Source organism: uncultured Aquincola sp. (assembly GCF_964001545.1).
Taxonomy (GTDB): domain Bacteria; phylum Pseudomonadota; class Gammaproteobacteria; order Burkholderiales; family Burkholderiaceae_C; genus Aquincola.
On record NZ_CAXFDV010000658.1, the window covers coordinates 1 to 24148 of the forward strand.

A 24148-nucleotide genomic window follows, 5' to 3' on the forward strand; every position below is an offset into this window, starting at 1 on the left:
AGACCACCAAGGTGGCCAACCAGATCATCGTGGCGCTGAACATCGCGGCGGTGGGCGAAGCGCTGCTGTTCGCCAGCAAGGCCGGCGCCGACCCGGCCAAGGTGCGCCAGGCGCTGATGGGCGGCTTCGCGGCCAGCCGCATCCTGGAAGTGCACGGCGAGCGCATGGTCAAGCGCACTTTCAACCCGGGCTTCCGCATCGGCCTGCACCAGAAAGACTTGAATCTGGCCCTGCAAGGCGCCAAGGCCATTGGCGTGGCGCTGCCGCAGACGGCCGGCGCCGCGCAGCTGATGCAGGTGGCCGCCGCCCAAGGCTGGGACCAGCTCGATCACTCCGCGCTGGTCAAGGCGCTGGAGGTGATGGCGGGGCATGAGGTGGCGAAGGGGGGCTGAGATCCCCAGGGTCCGAAGGGCCCTTTGACAAGGGCCGGGGGACGCGAGCGCAGCGAGCTTGGGGGCGAACCTCAGTCCCGCCGGGCCGCCCCAAGGGACTGAGCTCCCCCTCGGGGGGCGCGAGCGTAGCGAGCTTGGGGGCTGCAGTCACCCCGCCGCGCCGAACTCGTCGCCCAGTTCCGCAGCGCGATGCTGCGCCGCCTGCAGGGCCTTCACGAACGCGGCCTTCACGCCGTCGGCTTCCAACGAGCTGAGCGCGGCGTAGGTGGTGCCGCCCTTGGAGGTGACGCGCTCACGCAGCACCGCGGGCGGCTCCGCACTCTGCTGGGCCAGCGCAGTGGCGCCGGCGAAGGTGCCCAGCGCCAGCTGCTTGCCTTCTTCGGCGCTCAGGCCCATGGCCTCGGCCGCGGCCATCATGGCTTCCAGCACATAGAACACATAGGCGGGGCCGGAGCCCGACAAGGCGGTGACCGCATCCAGCGCCACCTCCTGCTGCACCCACAGCACCCGACCGGTGGGCGCCAGCACCGCCTCCACCGCGGCGCGCTGCCCGGCGCTCACGTCCGGGCGGGCATACAGGCCGCTCATGCCCTGGCCGATCAGCGCCGGGGTGTTGGGCATGGCGCGCACCACGGCCTGGCTGCCGGTGGCGCGGGCGATGTCGTCGCTGCGGATGCCGGCCATGACCGACAGTTGCAGCGCTCCGCCGATGTGGCCAGCGCAAGGGCGCGCGGCCTCCTGGAATAGCTGCGGCTTGACGGCCCACACCACCATCTGCGCCTCGGCCAGCGCCGGGCCGGGCTCAGCCAGCGTGCGCACGCCGAAGTCGGTCTGCAATCGGTCGCGCTGCGCCTGGCCGGGGTCCACCACCAGGATGGAAGCGGGCGCGCGGCCGGCGCGTACCAGGCCGCCGATGATGGCGCTGGCCATGTTGCCGCCGCCGATGAAGGCGATGGTGCCAAGTGTCGAAGGGCTGATTTCGCTCATACGGCCAGTGTAGGCGGCGGGCCTCCGCGCCCGGGTCATGCACAACACGCATACATACCCACTCGCGGCGCACACGGCGCCTGACTACATTGGCGCCACGACAACATCGTGGCCCGCAACAGGCGCCACCGGAGAAGCCATGTCACAAGCAGCCTTGTCCTTTGTGAACCCCACCGACAACAGCCCGTGGGGCACCTACCTGTCGCAGGTCGACCGCGTGGCGCCGTACCTGGGCCACCTCGCCAAGTGGCTGGAAACGCTCAAGCGCCCCAAGCGCACGCTGATCGTCGACATCCCCATCGAGCTGGACAACGGCACCGTGGCCCACTTCGAGGGCTACCGCGTGCAGCACAACCTGTCGCGCGGCCCGGGCAAGGGCGGCGTGCGCTACCACCCCGACGTGACGCTGGAAGAGGTGATGGCGCTGTCGGCCTGGATGACGGTCAAGACCGCGGCGGTGAACCTGCCCTACGGCGGCGCCAAGGGCGGCATCCGCATCGACCCCAAGCAGTACTCGCGCAAAGAGATCGAGCGCGTGACGCGCCGCTACACCAGCGAGATCGGCATCATCATCGGCCCGCAGCAGGACATCCCCGCGCCGGACGTCAACACCAACGGCCAGATCATGGCCTGGATGATGGACACCTACTCGATGAACGTCGGCGGCACCGCCACCGGCGTCGTCACCGGCAAGCCCATCCACCTGGGCGGCTCGCTGGGCCGGGTCAAGAGCACCGGCCGCGGCGTGTTCGTCACCGGCCGCGAGGCGGCCCGCCGCATCGGCGTGAACCTGGAAGGCGCCCGCGTGGCGGTGCAAGGCTTCGGCAACGTGGGTTCTTCGGCCGCGGAGCTGTTCGCCCAGGCCGGCGCCAAGATCGTGGCGGTGCAGGACCACAGCGGCACCATCTACAACGACAACGGCGTGGACGTGGCGGCGCTGACCGCCGCGGTGAAGGACACCGGCGGCGTGGCCGGTTTTGCCGGTGCCGACCGCATGAACGCCGAAGAGTTCTGGGACGTGCGCTGCGACATCCTGGTGCCCGCCGCCCTCGAAGGCGTGATCACCGCCGAGCGCGCCCAGCGCATCACCGCCAAGCTGGTGCTGGAAGGCGCCAACGGCCCCACGGTGCCGCAGGCCGACGACATCCTGGCCGACCGCGGCGTGCTGGTGGTGCCGGACGTGATCTGCAATGCCGGCGGCGTGACCGTCAGCTACTTCGAGTGGGTGCAGGACTTTTCCAGCTTCTTCTGGAGCGAGGACGAGATCAACGTGCGCCTGGACAAGATCATGGTGGACGCGCTGTGCAAGATCTGGGACACGGCCGACAAGCACAAGATCACGCTGCGCACCGCCACCTTCGCGGTGGCCTGCGAGCGCATCCTGACCGCGCGCGAAGAGCGCGGCCTGTACCCCTGATACCCACGACAACCCCTGCACAGCGGCAGGGGTGGCACAGCTACGATGCGGGCCCTTCCAGGCCCGTTTTTCATTTGCTCATGCAACGCCGTACCGTTCTGCCCACCCTGCTTGCCACCGTCGCCCTGGTGGCCGGCGCCCTGCCCGCCCGGGCGCAGCCGAACTGGCCCACGCGGCCGGTGCACATCGTGGTGCCGGCGCCGGCCGGCAGCTCGCTGGACATCATCGCCCGCCTGCTGGGCGAACGCCTGAAAGACCGCTGGGGCCAGCCCGTGATGGTGGACAACAAGCCCGGCGCCGGCGGCATGCTGGGCGTGGACGTGGCAGCCAAGGCGCGCGACGAGGGGCACACCCTCGCGCTGGGCTTCAACGGGCCCATCGCCTTTGCGCCCTACCTCTACCGCAAGATGCCCTACGACCCGGCCAAGGACCTGGTGCCGGTGGTGATGACCACCTCGCAGCCCAATGTGCTGGCCGTCAATGCCAACCTGCCGGTCAAGACAACGCAGGAGTTCGTGGCCTGGGTGAAGCAGCAGAACGGCAAGATGAACTACTCGTCGCTGGGCATCGGCAGCTCCAGCCACCTGACGATGGAGCTGCTGCTGGCGCAGACGGGCCTGACCGGCACCCACGTGCCCTACAACGGCTCGCCGCCGGCCGCGCTGGCCGTGGCCCAGGGCGACACCGACGCCACCTTCACCACCGCGCCGGCGCTGCTCAACCACGTCAAGGCCGGCAAGGTGCGGCTGCTGGCCGTCAGCGCCGCCCAGGTGCCCGACAGCCTGAAGGGCCTGCCCACGCTGGCCGATGGCGGCGTCAAGGGCGTGGAGTCGATGGCCTGGAACGGCCTCTTCGTGGCCGCCGGCACGCCCGACGCGGTGGTGCAGAAGATCAATGCCGACGTGAACGCCGCGCTGGCCGACCCGCAGCTCAAGACCGTGATGGACAACCAGGGCCTGACCGTGGTGGGCGGCACGCAGGCCGACTTCCGCAAGCTGCTGGACGCCGAGTCGCGCCGCTGGGGCGCGGTGATCGAGCGCATCGGCCTGAAACTGGATTGAGGCTGGAAAGGCCCCTCAGCCTCGCGGCGGCCTTGCGGCACGTAGAGTCGGCCGACTGATGCGACCGCTGCCGCTGCTGATCATCCTGATGGTGCTGGACCATGTGGCCTTCAATGGCGGCCGCATCGCCGTCTCGCTCACCGCCATCTCGCAAGGGGCCTCGCCGCTGACGGTGGGGCTGTTGATGGCCTCGTTCGCGCTACTGCCGGCGCTGCTGGCGGTGCCCGCCGGCCGCTGGATCGACGGCGTGGGCGTGCAGCGGCCGATGATGGTGGGCTCGGTCGGCGTGGGTCTGGGCACCTTGCTGCCTTTCCTGGCGCCGCAGCTGCCCGGGCTGGCGGTGGCCAGCGTGCTCATCGGCGTCTCGTTCATGCTCATCAACGTGGCGGCCTACCACGCGGTGGGCGAGCTCAGCAGCGCCGAAGACCGCACCGCCAACTTCAGCTACGTGGCGCTGGGTTTCTCCACGTCCAGCTTCATCGCGCCGCTGCTCACCGGCGTGTCCATCGACCAGCTGGGCCACCGCAGCAGCTTCCTGGTGCTGGCGCTGTTCACCGTGATGCCGGCCGCCGTGCTGGCGCTGGTGGGCCTGCCCAACACGCGTCGCAAGCCGGTGGCCTTGCCCGAAGGCGGCAGCGCTGCCAAGCCGCGCCTCTTCGACCTGCTGCGCAGCCCGCAGATGCGCCACCTCTTCATCGCCATCGCGGTGCTGACGGTGGCCTGGGACATCTATACCTTTGCCATGCCGCTGTACGGCACGCAGATCGGCCTCAGCGCCTCGCAGATCGGCATCGTGATGGGCAGCTTCGCAGCGGCCAGCTTCATGGTGCGGCTGGCGATGCCCTTCGTGGCGGCGCGGGTGGCGCCGTGGCAGCTGATCACGGTGTCGATGCTGCTGGCCGCGGCCAGTTATGCGGCCATCCCGTTCAGCCACGAGGTGGGCACCCTGATGGCCATCATGTTCGTGCTGGGCGCCAGCCTGGGCGCGCCGCACCCGATGGTGCTGACGCTGCTGCACCACTCGGCCCCCGAAGGCCGCGCCGGTGAGGCGGTGGGCCTGCGCACCATGTTCATCAACACCAGCCAGACGGCGATGCCGCTGGTCTTCGGTGTGCTGGGCGCTGCGCTGGGCCTGGCCCCGCTGTTTCTGGCGATGACGGCTGCCCTGCTGGGCGGCGGCGCCATGGCGCGCCGCGTGGCACGCACGCAGCAAGGCCGCTGAGCGGGCCGGCGCGGGCGGCCCGCCCGGCGCGAAACGATCCACCGCCCGGTGCGCCGCACCCTGGATAAATCGCGGCATTCGCGTTTGCCCGCAGAGGGTTGATGCGGGGACCGGCCCCGGTCCATTGGCACCAGAATCCGCGGCGCTGTGGCCCACAGCGCCGAAGGAAATCCGCCGCAAATGGCCGATCGGACCTGTTCTGCACCATGATGGATCTTTCCGCCAGCAGATCGCTCGACAAGATCGACACCAACATCCTGCGGGCACTCCAGGCCGATGGCCGCATGTCCAACCTGCGGCTGGCCGAGGTGGTGCAGCTGTCGCCCACGGCGGTGCTGGAGCGTGTCAAACGGCTGACGCGCGACGGCTTCATCCTCGGCTACGAGGCGCGGCTGAACCCGCAGCTGCTGGGGGCCGGACTGCTGATCTTCGTGGAGGTGCTGCTCGACCGCACCGCACCGCGGCAGCTCGAAGCCTTCAAGGCCGAGGTGATGGCGCGGCCCGAGATCCTGGAATGCCACCTGGTGGCCGGCGCCTTCGACTACCTGCTCAAGACCCGGGTGGCCGACATGGCCGCCTACCGCGACCTGATCAGCTCCGGCATCTGGACCCTGCCCGGCGTGCGTGAGACACGCACCTACGCGGTGATCGAAGAAGTCAAGAGCACCACTTTGCTGCCTGTCTAGACAACTCCATGAGCGACTACATCCTCGAGACGCGCGACCTGACCAAGGAGTTCAAGGGCTTCACCGCGGTGGACCGCGTGAACCTGCAGGTGCGGCGTGGCCACATCCATGCGCTCATCGGCCCCAACGGCGCGGGCAAGACCACCTGCTTCAACCTGCTGACCAAGTTCCTCACGCCCACGCGCGGCACCATCCTGTTCAACGGGGCGGACATCACCGGCGAGAAGCCGGCGCAGATCGCGCGCCGCGGGGTGATCCGCTCGTTCCAGATCTCGGCCGTGTTCCCGCACCTGACGGTGCTGGAGAACGTGCGCATCGGGCTGCAGCGCTTCACCGGCACTTCGTTCCATTTCTGGAAGGGCCTGACCGCACTGCGCGAGCTGGACGCCAAGGTGTTGGCGCTGCTGGAACTGGTGGACCTGCGCGACATGGCGCAGGCCAAGGCCGCCGACCTGCCCTACGGCCGCAAGCGCGCACTCGAGATCGCCACCACCATGGCCATGGAGCCTGAACTGATGCTGCTGGACGAACCCACCCAGGGCATGGGCCACGAAGACGTGGACCGCGTGACCCAGCTGATCAAGCGCGTGGCCGAAGGCCGCACGGTGCTGATGGTGGAGCACAACATGCGCGTGGTCTCGACCATCGCCGACCGCCTGACGGTGCTGGCCCGCGGCGCCGTGCTGGCCGAGGGCAACTACGCCGAGGTCTCGCGCCACCCGGCGGTGCTCGAGGCCTACATGGGCAGCGAAGCCACCGAGCTGCAGGGTGCGCACTGATGTCTACTGCCGCCCTCGAAATCAAGGACCTGCAGGCCTGGTACGGCGAGAGCCACATCCTGCATGGCATCAGCCTGACGGTGCACAGCGGCCAGGTGGTGACGCTGCTGGGCCGCAATGGCGCCGGGCGCACCACCACGCTGCGGGCCATCATGGGCCTGACCGGTGACCGCAAGGGCTCGATCAAGGTGCACGGCACCGAGACCATCGGCCTGCCCACGCACCGCATCGCCCACCTGGGCATCGGCTACTGCCCGGAAGAGCGCGGCATCTTCGCGGCGCTGACCACCGAAGAGAACCTGCGCCTGCCGCCCAAGCTGACGGCCGGCCGCGGCAAGGCGATGACCGAAGCCGAGCTGTACGCCATGTTCCCCAACCTGCAGGAGCGCCGCCACAGCCCCGGCACGCGCCTGTCGGGCGGCGAGCAGCAGATGCTGGCCGTGGCCCGCATCCTGCGCACCGGTGCCGACATCCTGCTGCTCGACGAGATCTCCGAAGGCCTGGCGCCGGTGATCGTGCAGGCGCTGGCCCGCATGATCACCACGCTCAAGGCCCAGGGCTTCACCATCGTGATGGTGGAGCAGAACTTCCGCTTCGCCGCCCCGCTGGCCGATCACTTCCACGTGATCGAGCATGGCCAGGTGGTCGAGTCCTTCCCCGCCTCGCAACTGGCCGAGAAACAGGCCGTGCTCGACGAGCTGTTGAGCGTGTGATCGCCGTTCCCACCCCTCACCCACCCATCCCTTCCTGGAGACGAGCATGACTTTCGACTTCCGACGCATCGCGATCGCCGCCGCCGCTGCCTGCGGCCTGTCCGGCGCCGCCCACGCGCAGATCTCCGGCGACGTGATCAAGATCGGCATCATCACCGACATGTCCAGCGTGTACGCCGACATCGACGGCGCTGGCGGCGTGGAGGCCATCAAAATGGCGATCGCCGACCTGAAGGGCAGCGTGGCCGGCAAGAAGGTGGAGGTGCTGTACGCCGACCACCAGAACAAGGCCGACGTGGCTGCCAGCAAGGCCCGCGAATGGATCGACACCCAGGGCCTGGACATGCTGATCGGCGGCACCAATTCGTCCACCAACCTGGCGATGGCCAAGATCGCGGCCGAGAAGAAGAAGCCCTTCATCTCCATCGGCGCGGCCACCGCCCGCCTGACCAACGAAGACTGCACGCCCTACACCGTGCACTACGCCTACGACACCGTGGCCCTGGCCAACGGCACCGGCAATGCGGTGGTCAAGGCCGGCGGCAAGAGCTGGTACTTCCTGACCGCGGACTACGCCTTCGGTCATTCGCTGCAGGCCGACACCACCGCGGTGGTGACCAAGGCCGGCGGCACGGTGGTGGGCAGCGTGCGGGCACCGCTGGGCGCCAGCGACTTCAGCTCCTTCCTGCTGCAGGCGCAAGGCAGCAAGGCGCAGATCCTGGGCCTGGCCAATGCGGGGGGCGACACGGTCAACTCGATCAAGGCGGCCAACGAGTTCGGCATCACCAAGACGATGAAGCTGGCCGGCCTGCTGATGTTCATCAACGACGTGCACTCGCTGGGCCTGAAGGCCACCGAAGGCATGTACCTGACCGACGGCTGGTACTGGAACCAGAACGCCGAATCGCGCGCCTGGGCCAAGCGCTTCTTCGAGAAGATGAAGCGCATGCCGTCCATGCTGCAGGCGGCCGACTACTCGGCCACGATGCACTACCTGAAGGCGGTGGAGGCCACCAAGACCGACGACGCCGACAAGGTGATGGCGCAGATGAAGGCCACCAAGATCAACGACTTCTTTGCCAAGAACGGCGAGATCGGCCCCGACGGCCGCATGCGCTACGACATGTACCTGATGCAGGTGAAGGCGCAGAAGGACTCCACCGAGCCCTGGGACTACTACAACGTGGTGCAGAAGATCCCCGCCGCCGAGGCCTATACCAAGCTGGCCGAGAGCAAGTGCCCCTTGGTGAAGAAGTGAATGTTGGCCCCCAAGACGCCTGCGACGTCGCCTCCCCGAGGGGGAGCCGGCCGCCTTGGGGCGGCCCGGCGGCGGCCGGGTTGCCTCCCGCCGGTAGATAGGACCTTTCATGTCCAACCTGTTTGACATTCCGCTGCCGGCGCTGCTCGGCCAGCTGCTGCTGGGCCTGGTCAACGGCTCGTTCTACGCGATGCTGTCGCTGGGCCTGGCGGTCATCTTCGGCATGCTCAACATCATCAACTTCGCCCACGGGGCGCTGTACATGATGGGGGCCTTCCTGGCCTGGATGGGGCTGGAGTACCTGGGTCTGAACTACTGGCTGATGCTGCTGGCCGCGCCGCTGGTGGTGGGCGTGCTGGGCATCTTGATCGAGCGGCTGCTGCTGCAGTGGTTGTACAAGCTCGACCACCTGTACGGCCTGCTGCTCACCTTCGGCATCACGCTGGTCACCGAAGGTTTGTTCCGCTCGTTCTACGGCGTCTCGGGCAATCCTTATCCGGTGCCCGATGCGCTGCAGGGCGCCACCAACCTGGGCTTCATGGTGCTGCCCAACTACCGGGCCTGGGTGGTGGTGGCGTCCATCGTGGTGTGCCTGGCGGTGTGGGCACTGATCGAGAAGACCTCCATCGGCGCCACGCTGCGCGCCGGCACCGAGAACCCGAAGCTGGTGCAGGCCTTCGGCATCAACGTGCCGCGCATGATCACCCTCACCTACGCCGGTGGCGTGGCGCTCGCGGCCTTTGCCGGCGTGCTGGCCGCGCCCATCCTGCAGGTCAATGCGCTGATGGGCAGCAACCTCATCATCGTGGTGTTCGCGGTGGTGGTCATCGGCGGCATGGGCTCCATCCTCGGCTCCATCCTCACCGGGCTGGGGCTGGGGGTGATCGAGGGCCTGACCAAGGTGTTTTATCCCGAGGCTTCGTCCACCGTGGTGTTCCTCATCATGGCCGTGGTGCTGCTCATCCGCCCGGCGGGCCTGTTCGGCAAGGAAAAATGACGTGAGCACAGCCCCTGTGACCTCTCCGCGCTCGCCGCTGCTGGGCTATGCGCTGCTGTTCGCGGCGGTGGCGGCGCTGCCGCTGCTGGGCGCGTACCCCATCTTCGTGATGAAGGTGATGTGTTATGCCCTCTTCGCCTGCGCCTTCAACCTGCTGATCGGCTTCACCGGGCTGCTGAGCTTCGGGCATGCGGCCTTTCTGGGTGCGGCGGCCTATGGCGCCGGCCATGCGCTCAAGGTGTGGGGCCTGCCCCCGCTGGCGGGCCTGGGCTTCGGCGTGCTGATGGCGGCGCTGGCCGGGCTGGCCTTCGGCTGGCTGGCCATCCGGCGCAGCGGCATCTATTTTTCGATGATCACGCTGGCGCTGTCGCAGATGCTGTTCTTCTTCTTCCTGCAGGCGCCGTTCACCGGCGGGGAAGACGGGCTGCAATCGGTGCCGCGCGGCACGCTGCTGGGCCTGGACCTGGGCAACGACCTGACGCTGTACTACCTGGTGCTGGTGATCTTCCTGTTCGGCTTCTGGCTGATCTACCGCACGGTGCATTCGCCCTTCGGTCAGGTGCTCACCTCGATCCGCGAGAACGAGGCCCGTGCCACCTCGCTGGGCTACGACGTCGACCGCTTCAAGCTGGTGGCCTTCGTGCTGTCGGCGGCCCTGGCCGGCCTGGCCGGTGCCACCAAGACGCTGGTGCTGGGCTTTGCCACGCTGACCGACGCGGTGTGGACCACCTCGGGCGCGGTGATCCTGATGACGCTGGTAGGCGGCATGGGCACGCTGCTGGGGCCCATCGTCGGCGCACTGGTGATCATCGCGCTGGAGAACAAGATCGGCGACGTGGGCAAGGCCCTGGCCGACCTGACCGGCGTGGCCTGGTTCAACGGCCTGGGCGAGGCGGTGAGCCTGGTCACCGGCCTCATCTTCATCGTCTGCGTGCTGGCTTTCCGCCGCGGGGTGGTGGGCGAGATCCAGCACCGCTGGGGCAAGCGCTAAGACGCCGCGAGCTGCCTCAGGCGCTGGAGATCCACTTCCGGCAGGCCCGCATGCTCCGCCCGGACGATGGCGTAGGCCGACATCGCCCGGGCCGCCGTCGGCACCGCTCCGGTGGTGCCGCACAGCGACTGCAGCGCCCGCTGCAAGGTCTCCCCTACCTCGACGGCCGAGGCGCCATAACGCGCGATGGGCGCGAAGACGTCTTCCACCATGCCGGCTTCACGCACGGCGGGTGCCCAGACCCGGTCGAACTGCACCGGCTCGGCCAGGTCGTGGCGCTGGCGTTGCACCGACCAATGGGACAGCACCCGCACCGCGGTGGCCATCACGTCGAAGGCCGTGCCGGGATCGTTGACGGCCGGTGACAGCGACCGCGCCGCCACTTCACCCAGCACCACCAGCCCGAAGCGCGGGTCGTGGTCGAAGGTGCGGGCCGGGCCGATGGAAAACGCATCGCGGATCTTTTGCCGGGCCGCATCGTCCATGGGCCGGGTGCAGCTGGCGATCACCGTGCCGGGGCCGATGAAATCACCCGGCAGCACATGCACATGCAGCTGCGCATCCAGCGCCTCGGCGCGGGCCTGCAGCAGGTCGGTCGACACATGCATGACGAAGCCGGTGTCCGGCGACACGATCTCGTGGCTGCCGCGCTCGCCCTCCTGCTGCGCATGACCGCCCAGGAAGGGCCTGGCCAGGCGCTCGTCCATGGCCTTGCGGGTGGCCGACTCGACGCGGCGGATGGTTTCGCCCAGCCGACCCAGCACCGACAGGTAGTCGATCCAGCGCAGGAACACGATCACCACCGTGACCAGCACCACGAGCGTGAAGCCGAACAGCACCAGCCGCCCGCCATCGCCATAGATGTGCGCATGAAGGCCGACCAGCGCGATCACGCTGTAGACGAAGGCACCGATGAACACCGCCAGCGTGTTCTGGATGGTGGTGTCTTCGATCAGCAGCTGCGCCGCCCGCGGCGTGGCGCTGTTTGACACCGCCGAGAACGAAGCCACCATGGTGCTGGCCGAGAAGATCGCCACCGTCAGCATGCTGGAGGCCAGGATGTTGAGCAGGCTGTCGATGGAGTCCGAACCCAGCTTCAGCGCCACGTCGCGGCCGATGTAGGGGCCGAGCACCGACGCCAGCGCGACGGCCAGCACCGCAAAGCCGGCGAACAGCGAACAGCGCCACCAGGTCTTGCGGGTGATGCGCTGCAGGAAAAAGATGAGCTTGTCGGACATCGGCCAAGGGTAGCGCTTTGTCGCGCCGGGCCCAGGCTGCTTCAGCGGCTGCCGAAGATCGCGGTGCCCACGCGCACGATGGTGGCGCCTTCGGCGATGGCGGCCTCCAGGTCGGCGCTCATGCCCATCGACAGCGTGTCCAGCTGCGGCGCCTGCTCACCCAGCTCGGCGCGCAGCTTCTCCAGCAGCTCACGCAGCGCCCGGTGCGGCGCCCGCTGGGCGGCTTCGTCGGCCGCCGGCTCGGGGATGGCCATCAGGCCGCGCAGCACCAGCCGCGGCAAGGCCGCCACCTGTCGCGCCACTTCCAGCACTTCGGCGGGCTGCAGGCCGCTTTTGCTGGCTTCGCCGCTGATGTTGACCTGCAGGCACACCTGCAGCGGCGGCAGGCCGGGCGGCCGCTGGTCCGACAAGCGCTGCGCGATCTTCAGCCGGTCGACCGAGTGCACCCAATCGAAGTTTTCTGCCACCGGCCGGCTTTTGTTGCTCTGAATCGGGCCGATAAGGTGCCATTGAAGCTGCGTGCGCAGCGCGGACAAGGCGTCTATCTTGGCCAGGGCTTCCTGGATGTAGTTCTCGCCGAAGGCGCGCTGGCCGGCGTCGAAGGCCTGCTGCACCGCGTCGGCGCCGAAGGTCTTGCTGACGGCCAGCAGCTGCACGCTGCCCGCCGGGCGTTGTGCGGTCTGGCAGGCGGCGGCGATGCGCGCGCGCGTTTGTTCCAACCGGGTCGGGATGCTCACCATAATCAGCTCCGAGCCTAACCCAGCCGCCCACCCGGGCGGCCCGTTTCGATGGACATCACCCAGCTGCTGGCGTTTTCGGTCAAGAACAAGGCCTCTGACCTGCACCTGTCGGCCGGCCTGCCGCCCATGATCCGCGTGCACGGCGACGTGCGGCGCATCAACGTGGAGGCGCTGGACCACAAGACCGTGCACGACATGGTGTACGACATCATGAACGACGCCCAGCGCAAGCTCTACGAGGACACGCTGGAGTGCGACTTCTCGTTCGAGATCCAGGGCCTGGCGCGTTTCCGGGTCAATGCCTACAACCAGAACCGCGGCGCCGGCGCCGTGTTCCGCACCATTCCCAGCAAGATATTGACGCTGGAGCAGCTGCAGGCGCCCAAGGTGTTTGCCGACCTGGCGCTGCGCCCGCGTGGCCTGGTGCTGGTCACCGGCCCCACCGGCTCGGGCAAAAGCACCACGCTGGCGGCCATGGTCAACCACCTGAACGAAAACGAGTACGGCCACGTGCTCACGGTGGAAGACCCGATCGAATTCGTGCACGAGAGCAAGAAGTGCCTGGTCAACCAGCGCGAGGTGGGGCCGCATACGCTGAGCTTTTCGAACGCGCTGCGCTCGGCCCTGCGTGAAGACCCGGACGCCATCCTGGTGGGCGAAATGCGCGACCTGGAAACCATCCGCCTGGCGCTCACCGCGGCCGAGACCGGCCACCTGGTGTTCGGCACCCTGCACACCAGCAGTGCCGCCAAGACCATCGACCGGGTGGTGGACGTGTTCCCCGCGGCCGAGAAGGACATGGTGCGCGCGATGCTGTCCGAATCGCTGGTGGCGGTGATTTCGCAGACGCTGTGCAAGACCCGCGACGGCAGCGGCCGCGTGGCGGCGCACGAGATCATGATCGCCAACTCGGCCATCAAGAACCTGATCCGCGAGAACAAGATCGCCCAGATGTACTCCGCCATCCAGACCGGCCAGGGCCTGGGCATGCAGACGCTGGACCAGAACCTGGCCGACCTGGTGCGCCGCAACGTCATCACCCCGGCCGAAGCGCGCAGCAAGGCCAAGACGCCCGAGAACTTCCCGGGCTGAAAGCCGCCACCTCGTGACTTCCCCGCCGTCCTCGCCATCCGCGCCCCACATTTCGGCCGACATGCCGGCCGACGCCGACGACACGCCCACCCCGATGCGCGTGCGCTGGCCCGAGCGTGCGCTGGCCATCGGTGCCCGCGCGCTGCCCGAGGCCGAAGGCATCGCCCTCTTCGTGCAGGCCTGGCAGCGTGAGCCGCAGGTGCTGCCGCTGGCCGAACCAGAGCTGCAGCGCCTGGCCGCCTGGGCACAGGTGGTGGAAGTGCCCGCCGGCCGCCGCCTGATCGAGCAGGACGAGCTGGGCGACTACCTGCTGGTGGTGCTGGAAGGCAGCCTGGTGGTCGAGCGCAGCATCGCCGGCAGCCCGGCGGTGCGCCTGTCAGAAGCGCGCGCCGGCGACATGCTGGGCGAGATGTCGCTGCTGGACGCCGGCTCGCGTTTTTCGCACGTCACCACGACCACGGCCAGCCGCATCGCGGTGCTGCAGGCCGACCCCTTTCACCGGCTGATGCAGGAAGATCCGCGTCTGGCGCTGGCCTTGATGGCCGCGCTGTCGCGCCGCCTGTCGCTGCGGGTGCGGCAGCTGGGCGCCCGGCTGGGCGCGCTGCTGTCCGCCTGAAACCCTCCCCCTGAACGAACCCCACGCCGGACCCGCACCATGGAAAGAGACCAGGCCTCCAAGTTCGTCAGCGATCTGCTGCGGTTGATGATCGCCCGCGGCGGTTCCGACCTCTTCCTGACCGCGGACTTTCCGCCGGCCATCAAGGTGGACGGCAAGATCACCAAGGTGTCGCCGCAGCCGCTGACCGCCCAGCACACGCTGGCGCTGGCGCGCGCGCTGATGAACGACAAGCAGGCCGCCGAATTCGAGCGCACCAAGGAATGCAACTTCGCCATCTCGCCGCAGGGCGTGGGGCGCTTCCGCTGCAATGCCTTCGTGCAGCAGGGCCAGGTGGGCCTGGTGCTGCGGACGATTCCGGCCACGCTGCCCACCATCGACGGGCTGAACCTGCCGCCGGTGATGAAGGAAGTGGCGATGACCAAGCGCGGTCTGGTCATCTTCGTCGGCGCCACCGGCTCGGGCAAGAGCACCTCGCTGGCGGCGATGGTGGACTACCGCAACGAAAACTCGTACGGGCACATCATCACCATCGAAGACCCGGTGGAGTTCGTGCACCCGCACAAGAACTGCATCGTCACCCAGCGCGAAGTGGGACTGGACACCGACGGCTGGGACATCGCGCTGAAGAACACGCTGCGCCAGGCGCCCGACGTGATCCTGATGGGCGAGATCCGCGACCGCGAGACGATGGAGCATGCGGTGGCCTTCGCCGAGACCGGCCACCTGTGCATGGCCACGCTGCATGCCAACAGCGCCAACCAGGCGCTGGACCGGGTGATCAACTTCTTCCCCGAAGAGCGCCGCCAGCAGCTGCTGATGGACCTGTCGCTCAACCTCAAGGCGCTGGTGTCGCAGCGGCTGCTGCCACGCGAAGAGGGCAAAGGCCGCGTGGCCGCGGTGGAGATCCTGCTGAACACGCCGCTGGTGTCCGACATGATCTTCAAGGGCGAGGTGGGCGAGCTCAAGGAGCTGATGAAGCGCAGCCGCGAACTGGGCATGCAGACCTTCGACCAGGCCTTGTTCGACCTGTTCGAGGCCCACGCCGTGACCTACGAAGACGCTTTGCGCAACGCCGATTCGGTGAACGACCTGCGGCTGCAGATCAAGCTCAACAGCCGCCGGCTGCGCGGCGCCGACCTGGCCTCGGGCACGGAGCACCTGACGATCATTTGAAGCCGGGCCCCCTAAACTCGCCGCACACACGAATGAGCGGACGGAGGGACGGCGTGTCCATCGAGATCAAGTTCGACGAAGCAGCGCGACGCATCTTCGTCTTCGATGAGGTGTACTCGGAGCGCGCGGCGCGCGAGCAGGCCGAAAAGCGCAAGCTCGGCGCCTTCGGCACGGTGGCGCGCATGCAATCGCTGATCGCGGGTGGGCCCAAGCCGGAGACGGTGTCGCTGTCCAAGTCGGAGCTGCGCTACGAGCCCTTCTGGCTGGTCAGCGCCCAGCGGGCGGTGGACTACACCTGCCAGGTGGAATACACGATGGCCGTCGACAACGCCCATGCGCAACGGGTGCAGATCGGCAGCTTCACCACCGAGGTGGCCGCCCGGGGCAGCAAACGGCAGATCGTGGTGCCGGCGCTGGAAACCTGCCATCGCAAGATCGACTTCGCGACCCACCTCGACGGACTCAAGCGCGAGATCCGCGCCGCCACGCTGGAAGCCTATGTGCGCAACTACAAGGCACAGGACGTGGAGGCGATGACCGCCAGCAATGCTGTGGAGTCGCTGGTGTCCGTGGCCTCGGTGATCCAGATCGCCACCTCGCGGCTGACGGGCGAGGCCATCACCGCGCACGAGATCGGCCACGACCAGCTGCTGATCGACAAGCTGTACCTGTACTGGCGCCCGGTGTTCGCCTTTGAATACGTGTGGACGGCCAACGGCAAGACGGGCGTGGTGGAGATCGACGGCCTCACCGGCGACGGCGTCTCCAACGGTCAGTGGTTCAAGGACAAGCTGCAACGGGTGATGACCCGCGACATGCTGATCGAGGTGAGCTCCGAAGTGGCCAACGCCGTGGTGCCCGGCACCGGCGTGGCCGTCAAGCTGATCGACCGCATGCTGTGACGCGGCGGGCACCCGCCCACCGCGCCGCGATCACTTCTCGACCACAGGCGCCGGCTTGGTGTTGGCCAGCTCGGCCTCGGTGATCACCTCGAACACGCGCACCACCTTCTGCACGCCGCTCACGCTGCGGGCCAGGTCGCTGGCGCGCACGGCTTCGCGTTCGGTGACCACGCCCATCAGGTAGACGGTGCCGCGCTCGGTCACCACCTTGATGGCGCTGGCCTGGATGTCCTTGGCGTCCACCAGCGTGGCCTTGACCTTGCTGGTCAGCAGCGAGTCGTTGGAGCGGGCGGTGAGCGAGCTGGGCGCCAGGATGGCCAGTTCATTGACCACCGAGCGCACGCCTTCGATGCTGCGCACCTGTTGCTCCACGCGGGCGCGCATGGCCTCGTCGGGCACCTCGCCGCTCAGCAGCACCACCTTGTTGTAGCTGGTGGCACTCACGTGGCCGCGGTCGCCGGCGATCGGCGAGATGCGGTTGACGGCCTTGAGCTCGATGCCCTGGTCGTCCAGCTGGGTGCCGGGGGACCGGCGATCGGTGACGACCAGGGCGCTGCCGACGGCTGCGCCGCCCAGCAGCAGCGGCGCGCAGGCGCTGAGCAGCACGCTGGCACCGAGGGCGGACACCAGCAGGGCGGCCGAGCGGCCGAGGCGGTACTTCGAAGACTTCATGCGTTGGGTTCCTGTTCGCCCATGAGCTGCACGTCCACGGCATCGCACAGGCAGTGCAAGGCCAGCACATGAACCTCACGGATTCGCGCCGCACGGTCGTGCGGCACGGCCACGTGGACATCGGTCTCGATCAACTCGGCCGCCAGCCCGGGGGCCTGGCGGCCGGTGAAGGCGATGACCGTCATTTCCTTGCCATGCGCCGACTGCACTGCGGCGATGACGGCTTCGTCATCCCCCGCGGGCGCCAGCACCAGCAGCACATCCCCGGGCAAGCCAAGGGCCTGCACCTGTTTGGCCAGCGCGTCCTGCACGCCCGATTCACGCGCCAGCGCCTGCGTGAGCACGCTGTCGGTGCCCAGGGCCAATGCGGCCAGGCCGGGCCGCTCCCGCTCGAAGCGGCCCACGAACTGGGCGGCCAGGTGCTGGGCGTCGGCCACCGAAGCGCCACTGCCGCACACCATCAACTTGCCACCGGCGGTGATGCAGCCGAGCACGGCATGCACCGCATCGGCCAGCGGGCGCGCAAGGGTGTCGGCCGCCTGCACCTGCAGGTCGGCACTCTCGAAAAACTGCTGCTGGATGCGCTGTTCAAGCATGGCGGCGGATCATAAGACAGCAGGTGCACCAAGTCGGTTCGATCGCGAACCAGCCACGTCCAGCAACACAATTTCAATGTGATGCATGTGATAGGAAATATCAGATTCACCGGCAAAGCATGCACTCGCGGGCGACCTCACGCCACCCGCTGCCTGCATGCACACGCCCCTGCTCCACCTGCCCGACGTCACGCTGGTTGGCGTGGACAACCGCACCCCTAAGCTGGCCTTGCAGGCGATGCAGCATTGCCGTGCCCAGGTGCGCTTTGCCCGCACGCTGTTGTTCACCGATGCGGCAACCGCCGCCGGGCCCTTGCCTGACGGCGTGCAGGCACTGCCGGTGCAGATCGACTCGGTATCCGCCTACTCGCACTTCATGCTGCGCGGCCTGCTGCCGCACATCCATACCTCGCACCTGCTGGTGGTGCAGTGGGACGGCTACCTGCTGGACGCAGCGCAGTGGTCGCCCGAGTTCCTGGCCTGCGACTACATCGGCGCGCTGTTCCGCGATGAGCCTGAAGGCCGCAACGTGGGCAACGGCGGCTTTTCGTTGCGCTCGCGCCGGCTGCTGCAGGCTTTGCAGGACCCGCGCATCACGCCCACCCACCCGGAAGACGCCTGCATCGCGCAGCAGCACCGGCCGCTGCTGGAGCAGGCACACGGCATCCGCTTCGCACCGCCCGCGCTGGCGGCGCGCTTTGCCTATGAACGTGTGGCGCCCGACGGTCCTACCTTCGGCTTCCATGGCCTGTTCAACCTGCCGCGGGTGATGGACACATTGGCGCTGAGCGACTTCATCGACGCCTTGCCCGACGCCCTGTTCAAAGGCGTGGACGCGCGCGACCTGTGCAAGGCGCTGATGCGCATTGGGCGGCTGGCGGAAGCCCGCCAGGTGCTGGCGCGCCGACTGGCGGCCGGCCAGCGCGATGGCCGCACCCGCCAGCTGCAGGCGCGGTTGGCGCTGCGGCAATTGGGGCAACGGCTGGGGCTGCTGGCTGCGTCAGATCAACCGGCGTCGAAGGCCGCCACCAGCCATTGCAGCGTGTCGCCTTCGATGCTGACGACATCGAAGCGGCAGGGCGGCAGCGCGGGCAGGCGCATCAGGTAGTGCTGGGCCGCATAGATCACGCGCCGCTGCTTCAGGCCGGTGACGCTGCCGGCCGCGCCGCCATGGCTGGCAGCCGCGCGTGAGCGCACTTCCACGAAGACCAGGGTGCCATCGGTGTCGCGCATGATCAGGTCCACCTCGCCGGCGCGGCGGCTGGGGCCGCGGGCCACCCGATAATTGCGCTCCACCAGCGTCAGGCCGTGGCGCCGCAAGTGCGCCAGCGCACGGTCTTCGCCGGCGGTGCCGGTGGCCGTCGTGCTGCCTTCCGATCCTGTACTGCGCGACCTTGTACTGCCCCACCGCCTTGAATCAGCCATGTCCAGTGCCTTGACGATCGTGCAGGCCGCCGCCGAGGCGGCCGGTGCCCAGCAGTATCCGCCCGGCACGCTCTACGTGGTGGCCACGCCCATCGGCAATCTGGCCGACATCACGCTGCGCGCCGTGCACGTGCTGGCGCTGGTCGATGCGGTGGCCTGCGAAGACACCCGCGTGACCGCCGGCCTGCTGCGCCACCTGGGCCTGCACAAGCCGCTGCTGGCGCTGCACGAGCACAACGAGTTCGAAGGCGCCGCGGCCATCGTCGACCGTCTGTCCAAGGGCGAGCGCATCGCCTACGTCAGCGATGCCGGCACGCCCGCGGTCTCCGACCCCGGCGCGCGGCTGGTGGCCGCGGTGCAGGCGGCGGGCCTGCGCACCATGCCGCTGCCCGGCGCCAGCAGCGCGCTGGCGGCGTTGAGCGTGGCCGGCGATGCCGACAGCCGCGGCTTTGCGTTTGCCGGCTTCCTGCCCACCAAGGCCGGTGAGCGCCGCAGCGCGCTGCAGGCCGTGCTGGCGCAGCCGCTGACGCAGGTGCTGTTCGAGGCGCCGCACCGCATCGAGGGCCTGCTGCGCGAGCTGGCCGAGGCTGCGCCCGAGCGCCGCGTGACCGTGGGCCGCGAGCTGACCAAGCAGTTCGAGACCGTGGCCACGATGCCCGCGGCCGAGCTGCCCGCCTGGCTGGCCGCCGATGCCAACCGCCTGCGCGGCGAGTTCGTGCTGGTGGTGCATGCGCCCGCCGCTGCTGAAGCGGCCGAGGGCGACGACGCGCTGCCGCCCGAAACTGAGCGGGTGCTGGGCCTGCTGCTGGCCGTGCTGCCGCTGAAGCAGGCGGTGGCGCTGGCCGCCGGCATCACCGGCGCGCCGCGCAATGCGCTGTACCAGCGGGCGCTGTCGCTGCGTGCCTGACCCCACCCCTTTCACAGAGGGGGCCGACTCCTATACTCGTTCGCATGATTTCGCGCGAACCCACCCTTGAACGCCTCGCGCTTGCGCAAGGCCTGTTGCTCGAACCCTTCGGGCTCACCGATGCAGCGCTGACCAAGGCCCTGCGCACGATCAGCGCGCACCGCATCGACGACGCGGACCTGTACTTCCAGACCACCCGCCACGAAGGCTGGAGCCTGGAAGAAGGCATCGTCAAGAGCGGCAGCTTCAGCATCGACCAGGGCGTGGGCGTGCGCGCGGTGGCCGGCGAAAAAACGGCCTTTGCCTATTCCGACGACATCTCCGAAGCCTCGTTGCTGGACGCGGCGCGCACCGTGCGCACCATCGCCGCTGCCGGGCAAAGCGTGCGCGTGAAAGTGCCGGGCAAGGGCAAGGTGGTGGGCAGCCGCACGTTGTACGGCCCCACCGACCCCATCGGCACGCTGGACAGCGCGCAGAAGGTGGCGCTGCTGGAAAAAACCGAGAAGCTGGCGCGCAGCAAGGACCCGCGCATCGTGCAGGTGATGGCCGGCCTGGCCGCCGAGTACGACGTGGTGATGGTGGCGCGCGCCGACGGCACCCGCGCCGCCGACGTGCGGCCGCTGGTGCGGCTGTCGGTGACCGTGATCGCCGAGCAGACCATCGGCGGCGTGGTGCGGCGTGAAGTGGGCTCGGGCGGCGGCGGTGGCCGTTTCGGCCTCGGCTGGTTCCAGGACGCGCAGATCGAGCAGTACGTCGACCAGGCCGTCAACGCGGCGCTCACCAACCTTGAATCGCGCCCCGCGCCGGCCGGCGAGATGACCGTGGTGCTGGGCCCCGGCTGGCCCGGCATCCTGCTGCACGAAGCCATCGGCCACGGGCTGGAAGGCGACTTCAACCGCAAGGGCAGCAGTGCCTTCAGCGGCCGCATCGGCAAGCGCGTGGCCGCCAAGGGCGTGACGGTGCTGGACGACGGCACCCTGCCCGACCGCCGCGGCAGCCTGAACGTGGACGACGAAGGCAACGCCACCCAGCGCACCGTGCTGATCGAGGACGGCATCCTGCGCGGCTACATCCAGGATTCAATGAACGCCCGGCTGACCGGCGTGGCCCCCACCGGCAACGGCCGCCGCGAAAGCTACGCCCATGTGCCGATGCCGCGCATGACCAACACCTACATGCTGGGCGGCGACAAGACCAAGGAAGAGATCGTCGCCAGCATGAAGCGCGGCCTATATGCCACCAACTTCGGCGGCGGCCAGGTCGACATCACCAGCGGCAAGTTCGTGTTCTCGGCCAGCGAGGCCTTCTGGGTGGAAAACGGCAAGATCCAGTACCCGGTCAAGGGCGCCACACTGATCGGCAACGGCCCCGATGCGCTCACCCGCGTGAGCATGATCGGCAACGACATGCAGCTCGATTCCGGCGTGGGCACCTGCGGCAAAGAGGGCCAGAGCGTGCCGGTGGGCGTGGGCCAGCCGACGCTGCGCATCGACGGCCTGACCGTCGGCGGCACGGCTTGACGGCCCGCCGGGCGCACGGCTACATTCGCCAGGTCATGAAATTCGCCACTTTCTTTTTTGGCTACTTTTGGTTCTCGCACCGCCCAGCGGTTGGAGAGGCAAGCGCGTAGCTGAAAAGAAACGAGCAAACCGAATCCAAAAACCGCCGGGCACCCCCCGGCGGTTTTTTTTCGCCCCTGCACCACCTGCCAACGCCACAGCCCACCGCCATGAACAGCACCAGCACCCCCGCCAGCGAAGGCTGGCAAGCGCCGCCGGACCGTACCAGCCAGACCGACGACGAACGCATCAAGGACATCGTGCCGCTGCCGCCCCCCGAACACCTGATCCGCTTCTTCCCCATCCGCGGCACCGCGATGGAAAGGCTGGTGTCGGACACGCGCCAGTCCATCCGCCGCATCCTGCACAAGCAGGACGACCGGCTGCTGGTGATCATGGGCCCCTGCTCCATCCACGACCCGGCGGCAGCGCTGGAATACGCCCGCAAGCTCAAGGCCCAGCGCGAGAAGTACGCCGACACGCTGGAAATCGTGATGCGGGTGTACTTCGAAAAGCCGCGCACCACCGTCGGCTGGAAGGGCCTGATCAACGACCCCTACCTGGACGAGACCTTCCGCATCGACGAAGGCCTGCGCATCGCGCGCCAGCTGCTGCTGGACATCAACCGCCTGGGCATACCGGCGGGCAGCGAGTTCCTGGACGTGATCTCGCCGCAGTACATCGGCGACCTGATCGCCTGGGGCGCCATCGGCGCGCGCACCACCGAAAGCCAGGTGCACCGTGAGCTGGCTTCGGGCCTGTCGGCGCCGATCGGCTTCAAGAACGGTACCGACGGCAACATCAAGATCGCGATGGACGCGATCCAGTCGGCCTCACGGCCGCACCACTTCCTGTCGGTGCACAAGAACGGCCAGGTGGCCATCGTCGAGACCTCGGGCAATGCCGATTGCCACGTGATCCTGCGCGGCGGCAAGACACCCAACTACAGCGCCGAGCACGTGGCCGACGCCTGCCGCCAGCTGGAGGCCGCCCAGCTGGACTGCGCGCTGATGGTGGACTGCAGCCATGCCAACAGCAGCAAGCAGCACGAGCGCCAGCTGGATGTGGCCCGCGACGTGGCGCAGCAACTGCGCGACGGCGGCCGCTGCATCTTCGGCGTGATGGTGGAAAGCCACCTGAAGGCCGGCGCGCAGAAGTTCAACGCCGGCAAGGACGACCCCGCCCAACTGGCCTACGGCCAGAGCATCACCGACGCCTGCCTGGGCTGGGACGATTCGCTGGAGTGCCTGGAGGTGCTGAGCGCTGCCGTGAAGGCCCGGCGCGGGTAAGAACGTTGGCGAGGCTTGTTCGGCACGCCAGATAGTGCCCTACTTACTCGGCGTCGCTAGCGTGCGGCACTCCATGTGACCAATGCAGAGCGCTCATGCTTGCTGAAGCCTACTTCGACGAAAGCGGAACCAACGACGACAGCAGGAACTTGTGTCTTGGCGGGTACGTCTTCGAAGGTGCATCGATTGCCGCCTTCGAAGACGACTGGCAGGAAATGCTGCGACGCTATGAGCTGCAGTATTTCCACATGCGTGAGTTCAATCAGCAGCGCGGCAAAGGCGTGTATGGACACCTGAGTACGCCCGCTCGGCAGGCTGCCCTTGGCGAAGCGATCGGAATCATTGAAAGGCACGCCCTCTGCGGCTTCGCGTTTTCAGTCGAGAAGACTGCCTTCGACGATATCGCTGCTGGTAGCCCCTGGTCGAAGCAGTACGCGTTCCTCGCGAACCAGGCTTTTTATGGCATCGAGGAGACGTTCAAGCATCACGGGCCGGGCTCGGTGAACTATGTGTTCGAGCAAGGCGCCCACGGATGGGGCAATGCGGCGAAAGTATTCCAAGAGGCGAAGGCGATCCCGGCGTTGAAGGACAAGTACCGTCTTGGCGAGCTTCGGCAAGAGCCCAAGTCCGGCGCCATCCATTTGCAAGCAGCCGACCTTTTGGTCTGGTCAACGCTGCGCGAGCGAAGGCGCGTGGATAGGGGTGAGCCTCTTGGGAGTCACGAAGAATTCAATCGACTGCGAGGCGTGAAGCTCCACGTTCACCATTGGGATTCCGAAGCCGGGGAGATCATCCAGTGGCTGCGAAACGTGGTTGGCCGTGACACCGCCTTCATGGAGTGGCTTCAAATGCACGCCACAAGGGAGTTCCTGCTGTTCCTTCGAGCGGACGGTCAAAATGCTGTCGACTACTTCAGAAGCGTTTTCAGAGCGAGCCGCTGACGCCAGCGCATCGGTGGCAGACGCCGCCGACGTGCTGAATTTGCCGCTGCCACACGTCTTGAACCTGCTGAGTTCGGGCGTCCTTCCGTTCCACAAGGTGGGCGGGGATCGGCGAGTCAGCGTTTCCGCCTTGATGGCCTACAAACTTGCTTTCGAGCAACGCCGCTCCGCCGCGCTGGAAACGCTGGCTGCGCAAGCTCAAGCCCTGCAGATGGGCTATGAGTGAAGCGCTCGCGCGTCACCGAAGTTTCGAGAAGGCTGCGCGACGGTTCCCTGTGCTGCAGCAATTGGCGACCGACCTTTTTGCCGGCCGCAGGGGTTGCCCGCGCAGAGCCTGCGCGGGCCCCAGTACTTAAAGGCTCTTCACCAGCTCCGGCACCGCATTGAACAGGTCGGCCTCCAGGCCATAGTCGGCCACGCTGAAGATCGGCGCCTCGGGGTCCTTGTTGATGGCCACGATGACCTTGCTGTCCTTCATGCCGGCCAGGTGCT

At 67.9% G+C, this 24148-nt stretch carries 26 protein-coding genes and 1 pseudogene; 20 read left to right on the forward strand and 7 right to left on the reverse strand.

All coding sequences use genetic code 11. The features are described from left to right. A partial coding sequence (locus tag ABNT58_RS22795) for an NAD-binding protein (RefSeq protein ID WP_348755693.1) occupies positions 1-392 on the forward strand: 392 nt, incomplete at its 5' end. Positions 393-539: 147 nt separating this feature from the next. Here the strand turns inward: ABNT58_RS22795 and proC are convergent. Further along, positions 540-1379 carry a pyrroline-5-carboxylate reductase gene (gene proC / locus ABNT58_RS22800; RefSeq protein ID WP_348755694.1) on the reverse strand — a complete coding sequence of 280 codons (840 nt, stop codon included), beginning with the start codon at positions 1377-1379 and terminating at the stop codon, positions 540-542. Positions 1380-1518: 139 nt separating this feature from the next. Between proC and ABNT58_RS22805 the strand changes: the two genes are divergently transcribed. From ABNT58_RS22805 to ABNT58_RS22845, 9 genes are all read left to right on the forward strand, one after another. Next, complete coding sequence (locus ABNT58_RS22805; protein WP_348755695.1) at positions 1519-2796, forward strand: Glu/Leu/Phe/Val dehydrogenase; 1278 nt, start codon at positions 1519-1521, stop codon at positions 2794-2796. An 80-nt stretch (positions 2797-2876) separates the two neighbouring features. Continuing rightward, positions 2877-3857 (forward strand): tripartite tricarboxylate transporter substrate binding protein, encoded by a 981-nt coding sequence (locus ABNT58_RS22810; protein ID WP_348755696.1) that lies wholly within the window; start codon positions 2877-2879, stop codon positions 3855-3857. Between the two features lie 58 nt (positions 3858-3915). Then, positions 3916-5079, forward strand: a complete 1164-nt coding sequence (locus tag ABNT58_RS22815) for an MFS transporter (protein ID WP_348755697.1) — start codon at positions 3916-3918, stop codon at positions 5077-5079. Positions 5080-5285: 206 nt separating this feature from the next. After that, positions 5286-5765 carry an Lrp/AsnC ligand binding domain-containing protein gene (locus ABNT58_RS22820; RefSeq protein WP_250200149.1) on the forward strand — a complete coding sequence of 160 codons (480 nt, stop codon included), beginning with the start codon at positions 5286-5288 and terminating at the stop codon, positions 5763-5765. An 8-nt stretch (positions 5766-5773) separates the two neighbouring features. Then, on the forward strand, positions 5774-6544 hold the full coding sequence (locus ABNT58_RS22825) for an ABC transporter ATP-binding protein (protein ID WP_348755698.1): 771 nt from the start codon (positions 5774-5776) through the stop codon (positions 6542-6544). Beyond that, the gene (locus tag ABNT58_RS22830; protein WP_348755699.1) at positions 6544-7257 is read left to right on the forward strand and encodes an ABC transporter ATP-binding protein; all 714 of its coding nucleotides are present in this window, start codon (positions 6544-6546) and stop codon (positions 7255-7257) included. The genes ABNT58_RS22825 and ABNT58_RS22830 overlap by 1 nt, the downstream gene beginning before the upstream one ends. Before the next feature lie 46 nt (positions 7258-7303). Further along, positions 7304-8515, forward strand: coding sequence for an ABC transporter substrate-binding protein (locus ABNT58_RS22835; RefSeq protein WP_348755700.1), 1212 nt, complete (start codon positions 7304-7306; stop codon positions 8513-8515). Between the two features lie 109 nt (positions 8516-8624). Further along, positions 8625-9512: a branched-chain amino acid ABC transporter permease gene (locus ABNT58_RS22840; RefSeq protein WP_348755701.1), complete on the forward strand. Its 888-nt coding sequence runs from the start codon at positions 8625-8627 to the stop codon at positions 9510-9512. 16 nt (positions 9513-9528) lie between these two features. Further along, positions 9529-10503, forward strand: a complete 975-nt coding sequence (locus ABNT58_RS22845; RefSeq protein WP_348755717.1) for a branched-chain amino acid ABC transporter permease — start codon at positions 9529-9531, stop codon at positions 10501-10503. Here the strand turns inward: ABNT58_RS22845 and ABNT58_RS22850 are convergent. Both ABNT58_RS22850 and ABNT58_RS22855 read right to left on the reverse strand, forming a co-directional pair. Continuing rightward, on the reverse strand, positions 10500-11741 hold the full coding sequence (locus ABNT58_RS22850; protein WP_348755702.1) for a DUF2254 domain-containing protein: 1242 nt from the start codon (positions 11739-11741) through the stop codon (positions 10500-10502). The two genes, ABNT58_RS22845 and ABNT58_RS22850, sit on opposite strands and share 4 nt — an antisense overlap. Positions 11742-11782: 41 nt before the next feature. Beyond that, positions 11783-12481: a YggS family pyridoxal phosphate-dependent enzyme gene (locus ABNT58_RS22855; RefSeq protein WP_348755703.1), complete on the reverse strand. Its 699-nt coding sequence runs from the start codon at positions 12479-12481 to the stop codon at positions 11783-11785. Between the two features lie 48 nt (positions 12482-12529). On the opposite strand from ABNT58_RS22855, the gene ABNT58_RS22860 reads away from it, so the two are divergent. From ABNT58_RS22860 to ABNT58_RS22875, 4 genes are all read left to right on the forward strand, one after another. Beyond that, complete coding sequence (locus ABNT58_RS22860) at positions 12530-13573, forward strand: type IV pilus twitching motility protein PilT (RefSeq protein WP_348755704.1); 1044 nt, start codon at positions 12530-12532, stop codon at positions 13571-13573. Between the two features lie 61 nt (positions 13574-13634). Beyond that, positions 13635-14189: a cyclic nucleotide-binding domain-containing protein gene (locus ABNT58_RS22865; RefSeq protein WP_348755705.1), complete on the forward strand. Its 555-nt coding sequence runs from the start codon at positions 13635-13637 to the stop codon at positions 14187-14189. Positions 14190-14228: 39 nt separating this feature from the next. Beyond that, on the forward strand, positions 14229-15365 hold the full coding sequence (locus ABNT58_RS22870) for a PilT/PilU family type 4a pilus ATPase (RefSeq protein WP_348755706.1): 1137 nt from the start codon (positions 14229-14231) through the stop codon (positions 15363-15365). 32 nt (positions 15366-15397) lie between these two features. Beyond that, on the forward strand, positions 15398-16267 hold the full coding sequence (locus ABNT58_RS22875) for a hypothetical protein (RefSeq protein WP_348755707.1): 870 nt from the start codon (positions 15398-15400) through the stop codon (positions 16265-16267). A gap of 30 nt (positions 16268-16297) precedes the next feature. On the opposite strand, the gene ABNT58_RS22880 is transcribed toward ABNT58_RS22875, so the two are convergent. Continuing rightward, positions 16298-16939 carry a BON domain-containing protein gene (locus ABNT58_RS22880; protein ID WP_348755708.1) on the reverse strand — a complete coding sequence of 214 codons (642 nt, stop codon included), beginning with the start codon at positions 16937-16939 and terminating at the stop codon, positions 16298-16300. Continuing rightward, positions 16936-17535 (reverse strand): SIS domain-containing protein, encoded by a 600-nt coding sequence (locus tag ABNT58_RS22885; RefSeq protein ID WP_348755709.1) that lies wholly within the window; start codon positions 17533-17535, stop codon positions 16936-16938. The genes ABNT58_RS22880 and ABNT58_RS22885 overlap by 4 nt, the downstream gene beginning before the upstream one ends. 157 nt (positions 17536-17692) lie before the next feature. On the opposite strand from ABNT58_RS22885, the gene ABNT58_RS22890 reads away from it, so the two are divergent. Continuing rightward, positions 17693-18643: a DUF5672 family protein gene (locus tag ABNT58_RS22890; RefSeq protein WP_348755710.1), complete on the forward strand. Its 951-nt coding sequence runs from the start codon at positions 17693-17695 to the stop codon at positions 18641-18643. Here the strand turns inward: ABNT58_RS22890 and ABNT58_RS22895 are convergent. Further along, positions 18541-18960 (reverse strand): YraN family protein, encoded by a 420-nt coding sequence (locus ABNT58_RS22895; protein WP_348755711.1) that lies wholly within the window; start codon positions 18958-18960, stop codon positions 18541-18543. The two genes, ABNT58_RS22890 and ABNT58_RS22895, sit on opposite strands and share 103 nt — an antisense overlap. Here ABNT58_RS22895 and rsmI point away from each other — a divergent pair. The 5 genes from rsmI (at position 18959) to ABNT58_RS22920 (ending at position 23882) form a co-directional block, all read left to right on the forward strand. Then, on the forward strand, positions 18959-19867 hold the full coding sequence (rsmI, locus tag ABNT58_RS22900) for a 16S rRNA (cytidine(1402)-2'-O)-methyltransferase (RefSeq protein ID WP_348755712.1): 909 nt from the start codon (positions 18959-18961) through the stop codon (positions 19865-19867). The two genes, ABNT58_RS22895 and rsmI, sit on opposite strands and share 2 nt — an antisense overlap. 44 nt (positions 19868-19911) lie before the next feature. Then, on the forward strand, positions 19912-21387 hold the full coding sequence (gene tldD, locus ABNT58_RS22905; RefSeq protein WP_348755713.1) for a metalloprotease TldD: 1476 nt from the start codon (positions 19912-19914) through the stop codon (positions 21385-21387). 209 nt (positions 21388-21596) lie between these two features. Then, positions 21597-22715: a 3-deoxy-7-phosphoheptulonate synthase gene (locus ABNT58_RS22910; protein ID WP_348755714.1), complete on the forward strand. Its 1119-nt coding sequence runs from the start codon at positions 21597-21599 to the stop codon at positions 22713-22715. Between the two features lie 95 nt (positions 22716-22810). Further along, on the forward strand, positions 22811-23656 hold the full coding sequence (locus ABNT58_RS22915; protein WP_348755715.1) for a DUF3800 domain-containing protein: 846 nt from the start codon (positions 22811-22813) through the stop codon (positions 23654-23656). Positions 23657-23669: 13 nt separating this feature from the next. After that, positions 23670-23882, forward strand: coding sequence for a helix-turn-helix domain-containing protein (locus ABNT58_RS22920; RefSeq protein ID WP_348755716.1), 213 nt, complete (start codon positions 23670-23672; stop codon positions 23880-23882). Positions 23883-24008: 126 nt separating this feature from the next. On the opposite strand, the pseudogene ABNT58_RS22925 reads toward ABNT58_RS22920, so the two are convergent. Then, positions 24009-24148, reverse strand: a pseudogene (locus ABNT58_RS22925) (electron transfer flavoprotein subunit alpha/FixB family protein); the annotation flags it as partial.